Source organism: Pseudomonas sessilinigenes (assembly GCF_003850565.1).
In the GTDB taxonomy this organism is placed as follows: Bacteria; Pseudomonadota; Gammaproteobacteria; order Pseudomonadales; family Pseudomonadaceae; genus Aquipseudomonas; species Aquipseudomonas sessilinigenes.
The window spans coordinates 4602680-4618854 of the sequence record NZ_CP027706.1; the positions used below are offsets into that span (position 1 = coordinate 4602680).

17 protein-coding genes are annotated in these 16175 nt (G+C 59.6%); 12 read left to right on the forward strand and 5 right to left on the reverse strand.

Annotation, left to right across the window (positions count from 1 at the left end):
* Nucleotides 1-89: 89 nt before the first annotated feature.
* Nucleotides 90-2528: a Lon protease family protein gene (locus C4K39_RS21345; protein ID WP_124347348.1), complete on the forward strand. Its 2439-nt coding sequence runs from the start codon at nt 90-92 to the stop codon at nt 2526-2528.
* A 213-nt stretch (nt 2529-2741) separates the two neighbouring features.
* Nucleotides 2742-3083 (forward strand): PA4575 family protein, encoded by a 342-nt coding sequence (locus tag C4K39_RS21350; protein ID WP_068581011.1) that lies wholly within the window; start codon nt 2742-2744, stop codon nt 3081-3083.
* Between the two features lie 21 nt (nt 3084-3104).
* On the opposite strand, the gene C4K39_RS21355 is transcribed toward C4K39_RS21350, so the two are convergent.
* The gene (locus tag C4K39_RS21355; protein ID WP_124347349.1) at nt 3105-4937 is read right to left on the reverse strand and encodes a hypothetical protein; all 1833 of its coding nucleotides are present in this window, start codon (nt 4935-4937) and stop codon (nt 3105-3107) included.
* A gap of 152 nt (nt 4938-5089) precedes the next feature.
* On the opposite strand from C4K39_RS21355, the gene C4K39_RS21360 reads away from it, so the two are divergent.
* The 3 genes from C4K39_RS21360 to bamJ all read left to right on the forward strand — a co-directional run bounded on the left by C4K39_RS21360 (nt 5090) and on the right by bamJ (nt 6763).
* Entirely contained in the window at nt 5090-5578 is a 489-nt protein-coding gene (locus C4K39_RS21360; RefSeq protein WP_068581005.1) for a TIGR00645 family protein, read from the forward strand.
* Nucleotides 5579-5712: 134 nt separating this feature from the next.
* A complete protein-coding gene (locus tag C4K39_RS21365; RefSeq protein WP_068581002.1) occupies nt 5713-6018 on the forward strand; it encodes a DUF6482 family protein in 306 nt (101 codons plus the stop codon).
* A gap of 127 nt (nt 6019-6145) precedes the next feature.
* Complete coding sequence (bamJ, locus tag C4K39_RS21370; protein WP_068580999.1) at nt 6146-6763, forward strand: BamJ family beta-barrel-assembly machinery protein; 618 nt, start codon at nt 6146-6148, stop codon at nt 6761-6763.
* A gap of 76 nt (nt 6764-6839) precedes the next feature.
* Here bamJ and C4K39_RS21375 read toward each other — a convergent pair whose 3' ends face one another.
* The 3 genes from C4K39_RS21375 to C4K39_RS21385 all read right to left on the reverse strand — a co-directional run bounded on the left by C4K39_RS21375 (nt 6840) and on the right by C4K39_RS21385 (nt 8728).
* The gene (locus tag C4K39_RS21375) at nt 6840-7109 is read right to left on the reverse strand and encodes a PA4570 family protein (RefSeq protein ID WP_068580996.1); all 270 of its coding nucleotides are present in this window, start codon (nt 7107-7109) and stop codon (nt 6840-6842) included.
* 186 nt (nt 7110-7295) lie between these two features.
* Nucleotides 7296-7637 (reverse strand): zinc ribbon domain-containing protein YjdM, encoded by a 342-nt coding sequence (locus tag C4K39_RS21380; protein WP_016967028.1) that lies wholly within the window; start codon nt 7635-7637, stop codon nt 7296-7298.
* 122 nt (nt 7638-7759) lie between these two features.
* Nucleotides 7760-8728 carry a polyprenyl synthetase family protein gene (locus C4K39_RS21385; RefSeq protein WP_068605706.1) on the reverse strand — a complete coding sequence of 323 codons (969 nt, stop codon included), beginning with the start codon at nt 8726-8728 and terminating at the stop codon, nt 7760-7762.
* Nucleotides 8729-9107: 379 nt separating this feature from the next.
* Between C4K39_RS21385 and rplU the strand changes: the two genes are divergently transcribed.
* The 5 genes from rplU to C4K39_RS21410 all read left to right on the forward strand — a co-directional run bounded on the left by rplU (nt 9108) and on the right by C4K39_RS21410 (nt 12916).
* Nucleotides 9108-9419, forward strand: a complete 312-nt coding sequence (gene rplU, locus C4K39_RS21390) for a 50S ribosomal protein L21 (RefSeq protein WP_068581034.1) — start codon at nt 9108-9110, stop codon at nt 9417-9419.
* Nucleotides 9420-9454: 35 nt separating this feature from the next.
* Complete coding sequence (gene rpmA, locus C4K39_RS21395) at nt 9455-9712, forward strand: 50S ribosomal protein L27 (RefSeq protein ID WP_003228360.1); 258 nt, start codon at nt 9455-9457, stop codon at nt 9710-9712.
* A 194-nt stretch (nt 9713-9906) separates the two neighbouring features.
* Entirely contained in the window at nt 9907-11130 is a 1224-nt protein-coding gene (gene cgtA / locus C4K39_RS21400; protein ID WP_124347350.1) for an Obg family GTPase CgtA, read from the forward strand.
* Between the two features lie 185 nt (nt 11131-11315).
* Nucleotides 11316-12434 carry a glutamate 5-kinase gene (gene proB, locus C4K39_RS21405; RefSeq protein WP_068581037.1) on the forward strand — a complete coding sequence of 373 codons (1119 nt, stop codon included), beginning with the start codon at nt 11316-11318 and terminating at the stop codon, nt 12432-12434.
* A gap of 20 nt (nt 12435-12454) precedes the next feature.
* Nucleotides 12455-12916, forward strand: a complete 462-nt coding sequence (locus tag C4K39_RS21410) for a CreA family protein (protein ID WP_068581040.1) — start codon at nt 12455-12457, stop codon at nt 12914-12916.
* Between the two features lie 111 nt (nt 12917-13027).
* Here the strand turns inward: C4K39_RS21410 and rpsT are convergent, their stop codons facing one another.
* Complete coding sequence (rpsT, locus tag C4K39_RS21415) at nt 13028-13306, reverse strand: 30S ribosomal protein S20 (protein ID WP_009050949.1); 279 nt, start codon at nt 13304-13306, stop codon at nt 13028-13030.
* A gap of 252 nt (nt 13307-13558) precedes the next feature.
* Here rpsT and murJ point away from each other — a divergent pair, with 252 nt between their 5' ends.
* Both murJ and ribF read left to right on the forward strand, forming a co-directional pair.
* Nucleotides 13559-15097, forward strand: coding sequence for a murein biosynthesis integral membrane protein MurJ (gene murJ / locus C4K39_RS21425; protein ID WP_068581043.1), 1539 nt, complete (start codon nt 13559-13561; stop codon nt 15095-15097).
* A gap of 129 nt (nt 15098-15226) precedes the next feature.
* Entirely contained in the window at nt 15227-16171 is a 945-nt protein-coding gene (gene ribF, locus C4K39_RS21430) for a bifunctional riboflavin kinase/FAD synthetase (protein WP_164487309.1), read from the forward strand.
* Nucleotides 16172-16175: the final 4 nt, after the last annotated feature.

Genomic DNA, 16175 nt, shown 5'->3' on the forward strand with positions numbered 1-16175 from the left:
CTGAACCTTGCCGCCAGGCGTGCCTTGCCAGCCGGGCATACCCGGCGCCAGAATGCCGTCATCCGCCCCGCCTGATGTAAGGAAGCCCGATGCCTGATCCTGTTGCTGCCAGCTTGCGTCTAGCGCCTGAAGCGCTGACCCGCCCCTTTTCTGCTGAACAGTTCAGCTTCTCTACCACCAATGATCTGGAACCCTTTCGCGGCGTGCTTGGCCAGGAACGTGCTGTAGAGGCCTTGCAGTTTGGCGTGGCCATGCCGCGCCCTGGCTATAACGTGTTTGTCATGGGCGAGCCGGGCACTGGCCGCTTTTCGTTCGTCAAGCGCTACCTCAAGGCCGAAGGCAAGCGCCTGCAGACGCCGTCGGACTGGGTCTATGTCAATAACTTCGATGAGCCGCGCGAGCCGCGGGCCCTGGAGTTACCGGCCGGTGCGGCGGGCAGCTTCATCGCCGATATCAATGTCCTGATCGATAACTTGCTGGCGACTTTCCCTGCGGTATTCGAGCATCCGTCCTACCAGCAGAAAAAGAGTGCCATCGATCGGGCTTTCAACCAGCGCTATGACCGTGCCCTGGACGTGATCGAGCGCCTGGCCCTGGAGAAGGACGTGGCGCTGTACCGCGATAGCAGCAATATCGCCTTCACGCCGATGTACGAGGGCAAGGCGCTGGACGAAGCTGAATTCGCCCAGTTGCCGGAAGCCGACCGCGAGCGCTTCCATGAAGATATCTCCGCCCTGGAGGAGCGCCTCAACGAAGAGCTGGCAAGCCTGCCGCAGTGGAAGCGCGAATCGAGCAACCAACTGCGCCAGCTCAACGAGGAGACCATCACCCTGGCCCTGCAACCGTTGCTGTCGCCGTTGTCGGAGAAGTACGCGGAGAATGCAGCGGTCTGCGGCTACCTGCAGGCCATGCAGGTGTATCTGCTCAAGACCGTGGTCGAGCAACTGGTGGACGACAGCAAGACCGACGCTGTGGCGCGCAAGCTGCTGGAGGAACAATACTGCCCGAGCCTGGTGGTGGGGCATCCGGCCAGCGGCGGTGCTCCAGTGGTGTTCGAGCCCCATCCGACCTATGACAACCTGTTCGGGCGGATCGAGTACAGCACCGACCAGGGCGCGCTCTACACCACCTATCGACAGCTGCGCCCTGGGGCACTGCATCGGGCCAACGGCGGCTTCCTGATCCTGGAAGCCGAGAAGATGCTCAGCGAGCCCTTTGTCTGGGATGCCCTCAAGCGTGCCTTGCAGTCGCGCAAGCTGAAGATGGAGTCGCCCCTGGGGGAGATGGGCCGCCTGGCCACGGTGACCCTGACGCCGCAGATGATCCCGCTGCAGGTCAAGGTGATCATCATCGGTGCCCGCCAGCTGTACTACACGCTGCAGGACCTGGACCCGGACTTCCAGGAGATGTTCCGGGTGCTGGTGGATTTCGATGAAGACATCCCGATGGTGGACGAAAGCCTGGAACAGTTTGCCCAACTGCTCAAGACCCGTACCTCCGAAGAGGGCATGGCTCCTTTGACCGCTGATGCGGTGGCGCGCCTGGCCACCTACAGTGCCCGCCTTGCCGAGCACCAGGGGCGCTTGTCGGCGCGAATCGGTGATTTGTTCCAACTGGTCAGCGAGGCCGACTTCATCCGCCACCTGGCCTCGGACGAAATGACCGATGCCGGGCATATCGAGCGTGCGCTCAAGGCCAAGGCGACTCGTACCGGGCGCGTCTCGGCGCGGATTCTCGACGACATGCTGGCCGGCATCATCCTCATCGATACCGACGGGGCTGCCGTGGGCAAGTGCAACGGCCTGACCGTACTTGAGGTGGGGGACTCGGCTTTCGGGGTGCCGGCGCGGATTTCCGCCACGGTCTACCCTGGCGGCAGCGGCATCGTCGATATCGAGCGCGAGGTCAACCTGGGCCAGCCGATTCACTCCAAGGGGGTGATGATCCTGACCGGGTACCTGGGTAGTCGCTATGCCCAGGAGTTCCCCCTGGCGATTTCCGCGAGCATCGCCCTGGAGCAGTCCTACGGTTACGTGGATGGCGATAGTGCTTCGCTGGGCGAGGCCTGCACGCTGATCTCGGCGTTGTCGAGGACGCCGCTCAAGCAGTGTTTTGCCATTACCGGCTCGATCAACCAGTTTGGCGAAGTACAAGCGGTTGGCGGGGTCAACGAGAAGATCGAAGGCTTCTTCCGCCTATGCGAGGCCCGTGGCCTGACGGGGGAGCAGGGGGCGATCATTCCCCAGGCCAACGTTGCCACCCTGATGCTCGACGAGAAGGTCCTGCAGGCCGTGCGCAATGGGCAGTTCCACGTCTATGCGGTGCGCCAGGCCGATGAGGCGCTGAGCCTGCTGGTGGGCGAGCCTGCCGGTGAGCCGGATGCCGATGGGCAGTTTCCCGAGGGCAGCGTCAATGCCCGAGTGGTGGAGCGCCTGCGGGTCATCGCCGAGATGATCAGCGAGGAAGACCTGAAGGAGGCGGAGAAGGAGTCGGCGCAAGAGGCGCTGTCCGAGGCCAAGCCGGCCTGAGGATAGTGGATGGCGGGGGCCTGTGCCCTCGCCATTGGCGTCGATGCGCTGACGCCAATTTTTCAAAATAGACCATTCGGCGCCTGTTGGATGGGGCAACTTTGTTTATCGCTCTTTTCTTCTATCCTCAGGGCAAGGAGAACGACAATCGTCGCTGGATCGAAACAGTCTTCGGCTGAAGGCTGAATAGTGGATCTACCGAGGGTCGCCGCCATGTCGCGCAACCTTTGCCTCACTCGCCAATGCCTTGGCCTGGTTACCCGTATCGAATGCAGTGTCCGCCCTCTGGCTGGTGACAACGGTATGTGGACCCTTCTCTTCGCGGCCGGAATGGCTGGTGAACAACCTTCGGCAATCAAGTCCCAGGGACCGTTCTGTGGTCCAGTGCTCGCCGAGTCCATCCTCGACTCCATCGTCGAAAGCCTGACGACCCATGGCTACCAGTTGGCCGACGATCCACAGATCTGGTGCCTGCACTTGCAGGCCCAGTTGCGGCAGATGAACGGGGACCGGGGACGTAGTGGCGGTGACTTCCAGTTTCACCCCGAGCACTGAAGGACAGGTCCCGTCGCTTGGCTAGGGCGCGGGAGGTCCTGACTCGACTTTGTCGAGCTTGACCTCGAAACCGTATTCCACGGTGTTCAGGTCACTGCGGTTGTAGGTTTCCAGTTGGCTTGGCTGGCCGTAGAAGTAGTGCACGTCATACAGCGCTGGACCGGCATTCGGAGCGCTGTGGGAGACCGCCAGGATCTCCTTGAGGTACTGGCCGCTTGCGTCCTTGGCATAGAAGCGCCAGGCGTCTGAAGGAAAGAGCTTCTGGTCGACGATCAGGGCATTGCCCTTGAGTTCGAGCCCCTTGGGCAATTGTTCGGCGCCTATGCTCTTTTTCTCGATACTGGCCAGAAACAGTGGAACCGAGCCGACGGCGTAGGCTGGCGTTTCCGGGAACAGGTTCAGGTCGTAGGTGATGACTCCGCGCATGGCGTCGATCTCGATGGCCTCGTCCGGCAGTTCGATGGGTTCGCCACGTTCGCCCTTGTCGTTCTGGGTGAAGAACGTCAGCGGCGTGTCCCCAGTGTTGAACTGTGAGCCCAGTAGCTCATCGTTGAAGGTGCGAGGGTGGTTGAATTCGATGCGAGCCGCACTGGCATCCTCCACCGATTGGCTGATGCTGACTGATTTTTTCAGTGATTCCTCGTCCAGTTGCGCGCCCTTGAGGTAGCTGGCTGCCTGGTCGTCATAGACCACCACCGGCATTGGCAATGGTTGGATGAGCTTGTCCGTGGTGTTGCTCTCGAAACGATGCACGGGCAGGTCCAGGTCCTTGCGCGTGACCTGGGCCTGGGCGAAGTCGAGAACGGCGACTTCCAGTTTGTCCACCAGGCCGTTGAAGTAGACCTTGGCATAGTGCCGGGTGTGCTTTCGGTCGAAGGCTTGCTGTTCGTCTTCCAGTTGTTTTTCGAAGGCATCGCTCCAGGCCTTCTGTTGTTGCATCTCGGCCAGTTGCTGTCGATAAAAGGCAATTTGCTCGGCATCTTCATTGATCGAGCCGGAGCGTGAGAGAACCTGCCCAGTGCTATCGCGGGCCTGGGCCAGCAACGGAGTGGCGGAGGCATCGCTGAGTTCTTCGGGAAGCGCTGTGCTGTTGTCCACGACGATCTCGGCGACGTTTTTCTCCAGGGCCAGCAGGGTCAGGGTGATGTTTCCATCCTTGCGAGGCTTGCCGACGTCGGCCTTGGTCAGTTCGAGATTCAACACCCGTCCCGGTGCGATCACTTCCAGCTTGCCTTGCAGGGAGACAGGTTGCGGTTGGCTCTTGTTGTCGATCTCCAGCCCTTCGACAAAGGGGTAGGCCACGGTCAGGTCGTCCGGGTTGGTCATGTTGGCGCTGGAGGGGCTCAACTGGATTCCCGAGTCGGTTTCCGACCATTCTGGTTGGAAGGTAACCACCTTCTTGTTGCTCAAGGTCACCGATTGCCATTGCAGATCATGGGGGAAGGGGAACTGCCCCGGGATGTTGAAGCTGAACGGGAAGACCGGTTGCAGGTCGGTCAGGTAGTCCGAGTTCGATTGCTTGCGCAGTACGAACAGACCGTTGACGTAGGTATCCACCAACGCTTGGGGTGACGGGTAGTGCTTGAGCAAGGCCAGCGCGTCATCAGCGTATTCGGTCTCGATCGGCTTGTTGGCGAGCTTGAGCTGGGCGCGTTCCAGAAGCAGCAATGAGCCACCGAGGTCGGCGAACGCGTCCTTGAGCTTGGGGTCCTGGATGGCCGCCAGGGACTTTTCCAGCTGGGCGGCCTCGTCCTTGAGATTGGCCTCTTTCTTTTCTTCGCTGGGCGAACAGCCGCTGCTGCTCAGTACGGCCAGGCACAAGCCAAGGCTTGCCAAAGGCAATCGCAAATCCATTTTCCAGTCGTCCTGTCCAATGTCGGTGAGTGCTAGGAATGGTTCCGACACTAGCAGAAAAACGGCCCGGAAAAACCGGTAGGGCCATGGTTTATGGGCTTTTTGAGCGCTGATATACTCGGCGCCGCTTTCACATCAGGTACGAGATTTCAATGGAACGTTTTATCGAAAATACAATGTATGCCTCACGCTGGCTGCTGGCGCCGATCTACTTCGGCCTGTCCCTGGGCCTGCTGGCGCTGGCATTGAAGTTCTTCCAGGAAGTCTTCCACGTCATTCCCAATGTGTTTTCCATGGCCGAGTCCGACCTGATCCTGGTGCTGCTGTCGTTGATCGACATGGCGCTGGTGGGCGGCTTGCTGGTGATGGTGATGATTTCCGGCTACGAGAACTTCGTGTCGCAGTTGGACATCGATGAAAACAAGGAGAAGCTCAGCTGGCTGGGCAAGATGGACTCCTCGTCGCTGAAGATGAAGGTGGCTGCGTCCATCGTGGCGATTTCCTCGATCCATCTGCTGCGAGTGTTCATGGATGCCAAGAACATTCCTACCGAATACCTGCTGTGGTACGTGGTTATCCACATGACTTTCGTTGTCTCCGCATTTGCCATGGGTTACCTGGACAAGCTGACCAAGCACTAAGGGCTCCTGTGAGCGGGATGAATACCGCCCGTCCGTTGTGAAACGGACGGGCGGTGTCGTTTGTGGCTTGTGCTTTTCCTGGCCGGGGCATATCCCTGTACAGGTCACGGGAGTGGATTGCACGAGGTGCGCTCATGAACCTGCAGGAAATGAATGCCTACGCTCTTGCCGGAAAAGTCGACGAGTTGAACCTGATCTCCCTGGAGGGGGGAATCTACCTGCTTGAGGCTCGAATGCATGGGATGGCCTTTCCACTGATCGATGCCCAGGGCCAGACATTCCACTTGCGTTCGGTAGAACATGCCCGTGAGGTGCTGCAGGCCTTTCCTGATTTACCATTCAACCTGATCCATACCCTGGTGCACGACGAGATGTGCGGGCTGGCTGCCGGGACTGATGATCGCTTGAAAGTCCCCATCACCCTGCATGCCGGGGGCTGAGCTCCCGGCGGCGATGATCCGCGCTGGCCTTCTGTGCTAGTCTGCTCGCCCTTTTGGTTCCGGGCGCTCCGGAGGAACGTGCTTTCGCACGGTGCTTCGCGAGCCGTCCGCACAGCGGAGCAGCGTCATGTCCGAAGTAAACCTGTCTACCGACGAAACCCGCGTCAGCTACGGTATTGGCCGTCAGTTGGGCGACCAACTGCGTGATAACCCACCGCCGGGCGTGAGCCTGGAGGCGATCCTGGCAGGCCTGACCGATGCTTTTGATGGTAAGCCAAGCCGCGTTGGCCAGGACGAAATGTCCGCCAGCTTCAAGGTGATTCGCGAAATCATGCAGGCTGAGGCCGCTGCCAAGGCTGAGGCCGCAGCAGGTGCGGGCCTGGCATTCCTGGCTGAAAATGCCAAGCGTGAAGGCATCACCACTCTGGCTTCCGGCTTGCAGTTCGAAGTGCTGACCCAGGGCGAAGGCGCCAAGCCGACCCGTGAAGACAGCGTGCGTACTCATTACCACGGTACCCTGATCGACGGCACCGTATTCGACAGCTCCTACGAGCGTGGCCAGCCTGCCGAGTTCCCGGTAGGCGGCGTGATCGCGGGCTGGACTGAAGCCCTGCAACTGATGAATGCCGGTAGCAAATGGCGCCTGTATGTACCGAGCGAGCTGGCTTACGGTGCGCAAGGCGTTGGCAGCATTCCTCCGCACAGCGTTCTGGTATTCGACGTCGAGTTGCTGGACGTTCTGTAATCGGTAGAGGAGCCTGCGCGTTGGCGACGAAACTGTCGTCATCGCCTGCGAGCAGGCTCCTTGATCGGCAGCGGGGTCATAGGCGGATTCTTGCGCTCAGACCCTGGCTGTCGGTGCCGGTCGGCCGCAAGGCTCTGGCGTAGCAGAACAAAAACAGGTTGCGCACCAACTCCTTGAGAACCAGTGGTTCGCTGGAGCTCAAGCCATTCAGGTCCAGATCACCCTGGTCCTGCAGCTCGTTCAGGGCTTCTTCTTCCAACACCGCACAGACTTCCCCGGTTTCCCGATGCAGGATTCGCAGGTAGGGGTGTGGGCGATCCAGCCAGGCATCAATCAAATAAGTCATGGTTCTCATCTCCTTGAATGGGGTTCAATGAGAATAATTCTTATTCAATGAATAGCAAGTGCCTATTGGCGGTTTCTGCTTTTTTCTGCGCAGAAATTGCTTTCGCTCAAAGCGAATGGCTTTTGGCTAGCAGGGGAGTGCTTGAGGATGGGGAGGCCTCTCGCGCTGGGCGCGAGAGGCGTGGCTTCAAACCTTGCGGACGAACTCGGACTTGAGTTTCATCGGGCCGATGCCATCGATCTTGCAGTCGATATCGTGGTCACCATCGCACAGGCGGATGTTCTTGACCTTGGTACCGACCTTGACTACCAGAGAAGTGCCCTTGACCTTGAGGTCCTTGATCACGGTGATGGTATCGCCGTCCTGCAGTACGTTGCCCACCGAATCCTTTTTCACTGCTTCATCGGAAGCGGCTTCGGCTTCGCCACTGGCGGACCACTCATGGGCGCACTCGGGGCAGATCAGCTGGGTACCGTCTTCGTAGGTGTATTCGGAATTGCATTTTGGGCAGGGTGGCAAAGTGCTCACTTAGGCTCCTCAAAGTCAGGATGGCTAAAAAGCGCACATTATATAGGGTTTTGCCGGGAGGCGGGGGCGCAGGGCCTGGAGGTAGGACCGGCTCCTGCCACTGGCAGGAGCCGGGGTGCATCTTAGTGAGTGCGGGCCACCGCGAATTCGCTCAGCTCCACCAGGGCATCGCGGTATTCGCTGGCTGGCAGGGCTTCAAGGCAGGCAATGGCACGAGCGACGTAATCACGAGCCAGTTGCGCGGTGTAGTCCAGGGAGCCAGAGGCTTCGACCGCATTGCGGATGCTTTCAAGATCTTCGATCCCGCCTTTCTGGATCGCTTGGCGAACCAGGGCCGCTTGTTCCGGGGTGCCTTCACGCATGGTGTAGATCAATGGCAATGTCGGCTTGCCTTCTGCCAGGTCGTCACCGACGTTCTTGCCCAGCGTGTCTGCATCGCCGCGATAATCCAGCAGGTCGTCGACCAGTTGGAAGGCTACGCCGAGATGGTCGCCAAAGGTGCGCAGCGCCTCGGCCTGTTCCTGCGTCGCACCGGCCAGGGCCGCGGCACTGTGGGTCGAGGCCTCGAAGAGCATCGCGGTCTTGCCGCGGATGACTTCCATGTAGGTTTCTTCGGTGGTGCTGGCGTCGCGTACCTTGGACAGTTGCAGCACTTCGCCTTCGGCAATGATGCGTGTGGCATGGGACAGGATGCGCATGACGGGCATCGAGCCCAGTTCGACCATCATTTCGAACGAGCGCGAGTACAGGAAGTCGCCCACTAGCACGCTTGGGGCGTTGCCCCACATCGCGTTGGCGGTCGAGCGTCCACGCCGCATCCCGGACATGTCGACTACATCGTCATGCAGCAAGGTGGCGGTATGCAGGAATTCGATGGTGGCGGCCAGCATGCGCAGATCGTCGCCCTCGCGACCCAGGGCCTTGCCGCACAGCAGCACCAATAGAGGACGCAGGCGTTTACCGCCGGCCGAGGTAATGTAGTCGCCGATTTTCGAAACCAGCGGTACTCGGGACGTCAATTGTTTCTTGATGATGCCGTCGACGGCGTTAAAATCTTCCGCCACCGCGCGGTAGAAAGCTTGGGGTTGCATCAGTGACAGGTGCTCCAGAAGGGATGCGCGGCATGCTAGGACCCACGTCCGCAGGTGTCAAGGCGCGTTCCCGAGAGGGTAAAGCCCCGGTATGCCGTAATTTGCCAAGGTAAAATACTAGGTTAATGCTCTTGTTTTGCCATTGAAGCCTGATGGCATGCTTTCTTTTCTTTTGGCACAAGGGCTTGACAGCATCTTTCGCGCTCCTGAGCGGCACTTGCATCGTTATTGTGCCTTGCGTACAATCGCGCACCCTGAACTTCCTGGGCAGCACCTGCCTTACGCAATTGCACTTGGGCCGTTCCAGCCCCATGCAGCCATGCCAGCCAATACCTCTTCTTATTAAGAGCTGGGTGAGCAGGATTATCGGAGAAATACCATGTACGCAGTAATCGTTACCGGCGGTAAGCAATACAAGGTCGCTGAAGGTGAATACCTGAAGATCGAAAAACTGGAAGTCGCCACTGGCGAATCCGTGACTTTTGACCGCGTTCTGTTGGTCGCCAATGGCGATGACGTGAACATCGGCGCACCTGTTGTTGCTGGCGCAACCGTCAAGGCTGAAGTGATCGCCCAAGGTCGTCACGATAAAGTCCGCATCATCAAGTTCCGTCGCCGTAAGCACCACATGAAGCGTATGGGCCACCGCCAGTGGTTCACCGAGATCAAAATCACCGGTATTCAGGCTTAATTTCAGCCTAATTCCTCACTAGGAGAATTGAACTCATGGCACACAAAAAAGCTGGTGGTAGTACCCGTAACGGTCGCGACTCAGAAGCCAAACGCCTTGGCGTGAAGATGTATGGCGGCCAGGTCATCAAGGCCGGCAACATCATCGTGCGTCAGCGCGGCACCCAATTCCACGCTGGCTACGGCGTTGGCATGGGCAAGGATCACACCCTGTTCGCGAAAATCGAAGGCGTGATCAAGTTTGAAGTAAAAGGCGCCTTCGGTCGTCGTTACGTGAGCGTCGTCGCAGCTTAATTGCGCGATCGCTGGAAAAGCCCTGTCTCGCGACGGGGCTTTTTCGTTTGTGGGATGAGTCTCTTGCAAAGCTGTTTGTACGGGCTGCCAGCGTTGGAATTTTCGGTCGTTGATTGAGGCCGCTGCGCTCATTTTTGCAAGAGTCTTATGTCTTGGTTTTTTCAGCTCGCCCGTGCGGCGAGAGGCGTTTGATCATGAAGTTTGTTGATGAAGTTTCGATCCGAGTAAAAGCTGGCGACGGCGGCAATGGTTGCATGAGTTTCCGTCGGGAAAAGTTCATCGAGAACGGTGGTCCCAACGGTGGTGATGGCGGTGATGGCGGCTCGATCTTCATGGTCGCCGACGAAAACCTCAATACCCTGGTGGACTACCGCTATACCCGCCATTTTGACGCCGAGCGTGGCTCCAATGGCGGTAGCACCGACTGCACCGGCAAGAAGGGCGAGGACCTGGAGTTGCGGGTTCCGGTTGGTACCACGGTGATCGATGCTGGCACCCAGGAGGTCATCGGTGACCTGACCAAGGCGGGCCAGCGCCTGATGGTGGTGCAGGGTGGCTGGCACGGCCTGGGTAACACCCGCTTCAAGTCCAGTACCAATCGTGCGCCACGCCAGACCACACCGGGCAAGCCGGGCGAGCAGCGTGACCTCAAGTTGGAGTTGAAGGTGCTGGCGGACGTTGGTCTGCTGGGCTTGCCGAATGCCGGCAAGAGTACCTTCATTCGTTCGGTTTCCGCGGCCAAGCCGAAAGTCGCCGACTATCCGTTCACGACCCTGGTGCCGAACCTGGGCGTGGTCAGCGTCGATCGCTGGAAGAGCTTCGTGATCGCGGATATTCCGGGGTTGATCGAGGGGGCTTCCGATGGCGCTGGCCTGGGGATCCGCTTCCTCAAGCACCTGGCGCGTACGCGCATCCTGTTGCACCTGGTGGACATGGCGCCGCTGGATGAGAGCAGTCCTGCCGATGCTGCCGAGGTGATTGTCAACGAGCTGATGAAGTTCAGTCCGTCCCTGGCTGAGCGTGAGCGCTGGCTGGTGCTGAACAAGAGCGACATGCTTCTTGAGGAGGAGCGGGAGGAGCGCGTCAAGGAGGTTGTCGAGCGCCTGGAGTGGACCGGTCCTGTGTATGTGATCTCGGCTATCTCCAAGGAAGGCACCGAGCGCCTGAGTCGCGACATCATGCGGTACCTGGAAGATCGTGCCGATCGTCTGGCGGCCGACCCGGCCTTTGCCGATGAACTGGCCGAGCTGGATCAGCGTATCGAGGATGAGGCGCGTGCCCAGCTGCAGGCCCTGGATGACCAGCGGGCCCTGCGCCGCACTGGCGTGAAGAGCGTCCATGATATCGGCGACGATGACTGGGATGAGGAGGATGTGGATGACGAGGATGGCCCGGAAATCATCTACGTCCGCGACTGATTCATCGTTGGCGGGCTTGCCCGCGAAGACGGTTTATCTGGCTTGGCGCGGTGTTATCATCGCTGCCGGGCCAGCTTTCAATGCGCCGCTCATCTGAGCGGCGTTTTGGTGTCTGCGCGGCGTACATACGAATAACCCCATGAGTGGCGCTCGGTCGCGTCGCTCGCTGGCAAAGGTTGAATGAGATGCGGAGCAAGGTGACGGGTGCACAGCGCTGGGTCGTGAAGATCGGCAGTGCGCTGCTGACGGCGGACGGCAAGGGGCTGGATCGCGCAGCGATGGGTGTGTGGGTTGAGCAGATGGTGGCCTTGCATGAGGCTGGTGTCGAGCTGGTGCTGGTCTCTTCCGGCGCTGTCGCTGCTGGCATGAGTCGCCTGGGCTGGACCGCACGACCGAGTGCGATGCATGAGTTGCAGGCTGCCGCGGCCATTGGCCAGATGGGGCTGGTGCAGGCTTGGGAATCGAGCTTCGCCGAGCATGGTCGGCATACCGCGCAGATCCTCCTGACCCATGACGACTTGTCGGATCGCAAGCGTTACCTCAATGCGCGCAGCACCTTGCGCGCATTGGTCGAGCTCAAGGTGATCCCGGTGATCAACGAGAACGATACCGTGGTCACCGATGAGATCCGTTTTGGTGATAACGATACCCTGGCGGCACTGGTGGCCAACCTGGTGGAGGCGGATTTGCTGGTGATCCTGACTGATCGCGATGGCATGTTCGATGCTGACCCGCGCAGTAATCCAGGCGCCCAGCTGATCTATGAGGCGCGAGCCGATGATCCAGCCCTGGATGCGGTGGCTGGTGGTACTGGCGGTGCTCTGGGGCGTGGCGGTATGCAGACCAAGCTGCGCGCTGCGCGGTTGGCGGCGCGTTCCGGGGCGCACACGATCATCGTGGGTGGGCGGCTGGAGCGGGTCCTGGATCGGTTGAAGGCGGGCGAGCGGATCGGCACCTTGCTGTCGCCGGAGCGCGGCATGCTGGCTGCGCGCAAGCAGTGGTTGGCTGGGCATCTGCAGACTCGCGGTACCCTGGTGCTCGATGAGGGGGCAGTGTCTGCGTTGGCCCAGGGCCGCAAGAGTTTGCTGCCGGTTGGTGTCAAGCAGGTCCAGGGTGGCTTCCGGCGTGGTGAGATGGTGGTCTGCGTGGCGCCTGATGGGCGCGAGATCGCTCGTGGGTTGGCTAACTACAGTGCGCAAGAGGCGCAGAAGATCATTGGCCAGCCTTCCGATGCGATTGTCGGTGTGCTGGGCTACATGGCCGAGCCGGAGCTGGTTCATCGCGACAATCTGATTCTGGTTTGAGTGGCATAAGGAAAAATCGAATGCGCATGGCAAAGGGATTGTTGGGTTTGTTCTTGGCGATGCCGCTCATGGCGTCGGCCGAGGAGATTGGCCAGGTGTCCACGGTCTTCAAGTTTGTTGGGCCGAATGATCGGATCGTCGTCGAAGCGTTCGATGACCCCAAGGTCGATGGCGTGACCTGCTATCTGTCGCGGGCCAAGACGGGTGGTCTCAAGGGTGGCCTGGGTTTGGCCGAGGATCGAGCCGAGGCCTCCATTGCCTGTCGCCAGGTGGGGCCGATTGCCTTCAAGGGTGACCTGAAGGATGGCGAGGAGGTATTCAAGGAACGCACGTCATTGGTGTTCAAGACCATGCAGGTGGTGCGCTTCCTCGACAAGAAGCGCAATACCCTGGTGTACCTGGTCTATAGCGATCGGTTGATCGAGGGTAGTCCGCAGAATGCGGTGACGGCGATTCCGATCCTGCCTTGGTCGCATCAGTAATCTGATCGCTGGCGAGTCGGCCCTGTGGATGTTGGGCTGGCTCGTCGGGCGGGTTGAATTACAGGCAATAAAAAACCGACCCTTGGGTCGGTTTTTCAACAAGCGTATCGCTTAGGCTGCAGCAGCGAGCTTCAGAGCCTTGATGTGGCCATTCAGGCGGCCTTTATGGCGAGCAGCTTTGTTCTTGTGGATGATGCCTTTATCGGCCATACGGTCGATAACTGGCACGGCCAGAACGTAAGCAGCTTGCGCTTTTTCGGCGTCTTTTGCGTCGATGGCTTTAACTACATTCTTGATGTAGGTACGAACCATGGAACGCAGGCTGGCGTTGTGGCTGCGACGCTTCTCAGCCTGTTTTGCACGTTTTTTGGCGGAAGGTGAGTTGGCCACCGTCGAGCTCCTCGAAAGACTTTTTGGGAAATAGCAAACAAAATAGGCCGCGAATCATGCCGATGAGTTGGTGTGTTGTCAAGGGCAGCTGATGCGTTCCGCTGAGTGGTCGATCTGAAGAGGCGGGATATTTATTTCCGGCGCTTGACCTGTAAACTCGCGAGCTTTGGCTCTGTGCTGTTGCGGCGCGGAGTATCGCACAGGTGGGCATCCTTTCGCCTGCTGTTTATCTACTAAGGCACAAAGCTTTTCATGAACCTGCTCAAGTCGTTGGCCGCCGTCAGCTCTATCACGATGCTTTCCCGAGTGCTGGGGTTTGTGCGTGACACCATCATCGCGCGTACCTTCGGTGCCGGGATGGCCACGGATGCCTTCTTCATTGCCTTCAAGTTGCCCAACCTGTTGCGGCGGATCTTTGCCGAGGGAGCGTTTTCCCAGGCCTTCGTACCGATCCTCGCGGAGTACAAGAGCCAGCAGGGCGAAGAGGCGACGCGTACTTTCATCGCTTACGTGTCCGGCTTGTTGACCCTGGTGCTGGCATTGGTCACGGCCCTTGGAATGATCGCAGCGCCCTGGGTCATCTGGGCCACGGCACCGGGTTTCGTCGATTCCCCGGAAAAGTTCGCCCTGACCTCCGACCTGTTGCGGGTGACCTTTCCTTATATATTGCTGATCTCCCTCTCATCCCTGGCCGGGGCGATCCTCAATACCTGGAATCGCTTCTCGGTGCCGGCCTTCGTACCGACCCTGCTCAATGTCAGCATGATCATCTTCGCGGTGTTCCTCACGCCGTACTTCGATCCCCCCGTGATGGCTCTGGGGTGGGCGGTGCTGGCTGGGGGGCTGGCGCAGTTGCTCTACCAGCTGCCGCATCTGAAGAAGATCGGCATGCTCGTGCTGCCGCGCCTGAGTCTGCGTGATACTGGGGTGTGGCGGGTGCTGAAACAGATGCTGCCAGCGATCCTCGGGGTGTCGGTGAGCCAGATTTCGTTGATCATCAACACCATCTTCGCTTCGTTCCTGGTGGCCGGCTCGGTGTCGTGGATGTATTACGCCGATCGCCTCATGGAGCTGCCTTCGGGTGTGTTGGGCGTGGCGCTTGGGACCATCCTGCTGCCAACGCTCGCCAAGACCTACGCCAATAAGGATCGTCACGAATATTCGCGGATCCTCGATTGGGGGTTGCGCCTGTGTTTCATCCTGGTGCTGCCTTGCTCCCTGGCGCTGGGGATCCTGGCAGAGCCCTTGACGGTGTCCCTGTTCCAGTACGGTGAGTTCAGTGCCTTCGATGCCGCCATGACTCAGCGCGCGCTGGTGGCTTATGCCGTCGGTTTGTTGGGGATCATCGTGATCAAGGTGTTGGCGCCGGGTTTCTATGCCCAGCAGAACATCCGCACGCCGGTGAAAATCGCCATTTTTACCCTGGTTATCACTCAGTTGCTCAACCTCATGCTGATCGGTCCCTTCAAGCATGCGGGCCTGGCCTTGGCCATCAGCGGCGGTGCCTGTATCAATGCGGGCCTGCTGTTCTACCAGTTGCGCAAGCAGCAGATGTTCCTGCCCCAGCCGGGGTGGGGCGTCTTCACCCTGAAGCTGATCGTCGCGGTAGCGGTGATGTCGGGCGTGTTGTTGGGGGCGATGTATTTCATGCCGGCCTGGGATCAGGGGCATATGCTCGAGCGCTTTCTGCGCCTGGGAGCCTTGGTGGCAGCCGGTGTAGTGGCTTATTTCGGTATGTTGGCGTTACTGGGCTTTCGCCTGCGGGACTTCAATCGCAAGGCTCTGAACTGACGACGGTTTAGTTGTTGGGGCGGGGTTGACACAGGTTTTGTCGGTTCGATCACTTTGGGGTGTGGTGCTGCCTGTCGTCAGCCGCCCGGTGTGGTTATAATCGGCCACTTTATGAGCAAGAAGCGCGTTATGCAGCTGGTTCGAGGCCTTCACAATCTGCGCCCCCAGCATCGGGGCTGCGTCGCCACTATTGGCAACTTCGACGGTGTTCACCTTGGTCACCAGGCTATCCTGGGTCGACTGCGTGAGCGTGCGCTTGAACTGGGCGTGCCCAGCTGTGTGGTCATTTTCGAGCCACAGCCGCGAGAGTTCTTCGCTCCCGAGTCTGCTCCTGCACGCCTGGCACGCTTGCGCGACAAGTTGCAGTTGCTGGCTCAGGCAGGGGTCGACCGGGTCCTGTGCCTGGCGTTCAACCAGCGCCTGAGCAAGCTCAGTGCCAGCGAGTTCGTCGAGCGGATCCTGGTGGATGGCCTGGGGGTACAGCACCTGGAGGTCGGCGACGACTTCCGTTTTGGGTGTGATCGGGCGGGCGACTTCGAGTTCCTGCAGCAGGCGGGCGTGACCCACGGGTTTACCGTCGAGGCGGCCCAGACTGTTGAACTCGATGGCTTGCGTATCAGCAGTACCCAGGTCCGCAATGCACTGGCTGCCGCTGATTTCGAGCTGGCCGAACGCTTGCTCGGTCGCCCGTACCGGATTGCCGGTCGGGTCCTGCATGGCCAGAAACTGGCGCGCCAGTTGGGTACGCCCACGGCCAACGTGCAATTGAAGCGTCGTCGTGTGCCGCTCTCCGGGGTCTACCTGGTCAGTGTCGACATCGATGGCAAGGCCTGGCCGGGAGTTGCCAATATCGGCGTCCGCCCCACGGTCGCAGGTGATGGCAAGGCCCACCTGGAAGTTCATCTTTTAGATTTTGCCGGCGATCTGTATGACCGGCGTTTGACGGTGGTTTTCCACCATAAGCTGCGTGAAGAGCAGCGTTTCGCCTCCCTGGAGGCGTTGAAGACGGCGATCAATGCGGATGTTGCCGCCGCCCGTGCCCAAGTGGCACGTATCCATAGCGCCAATCGCTAATGAA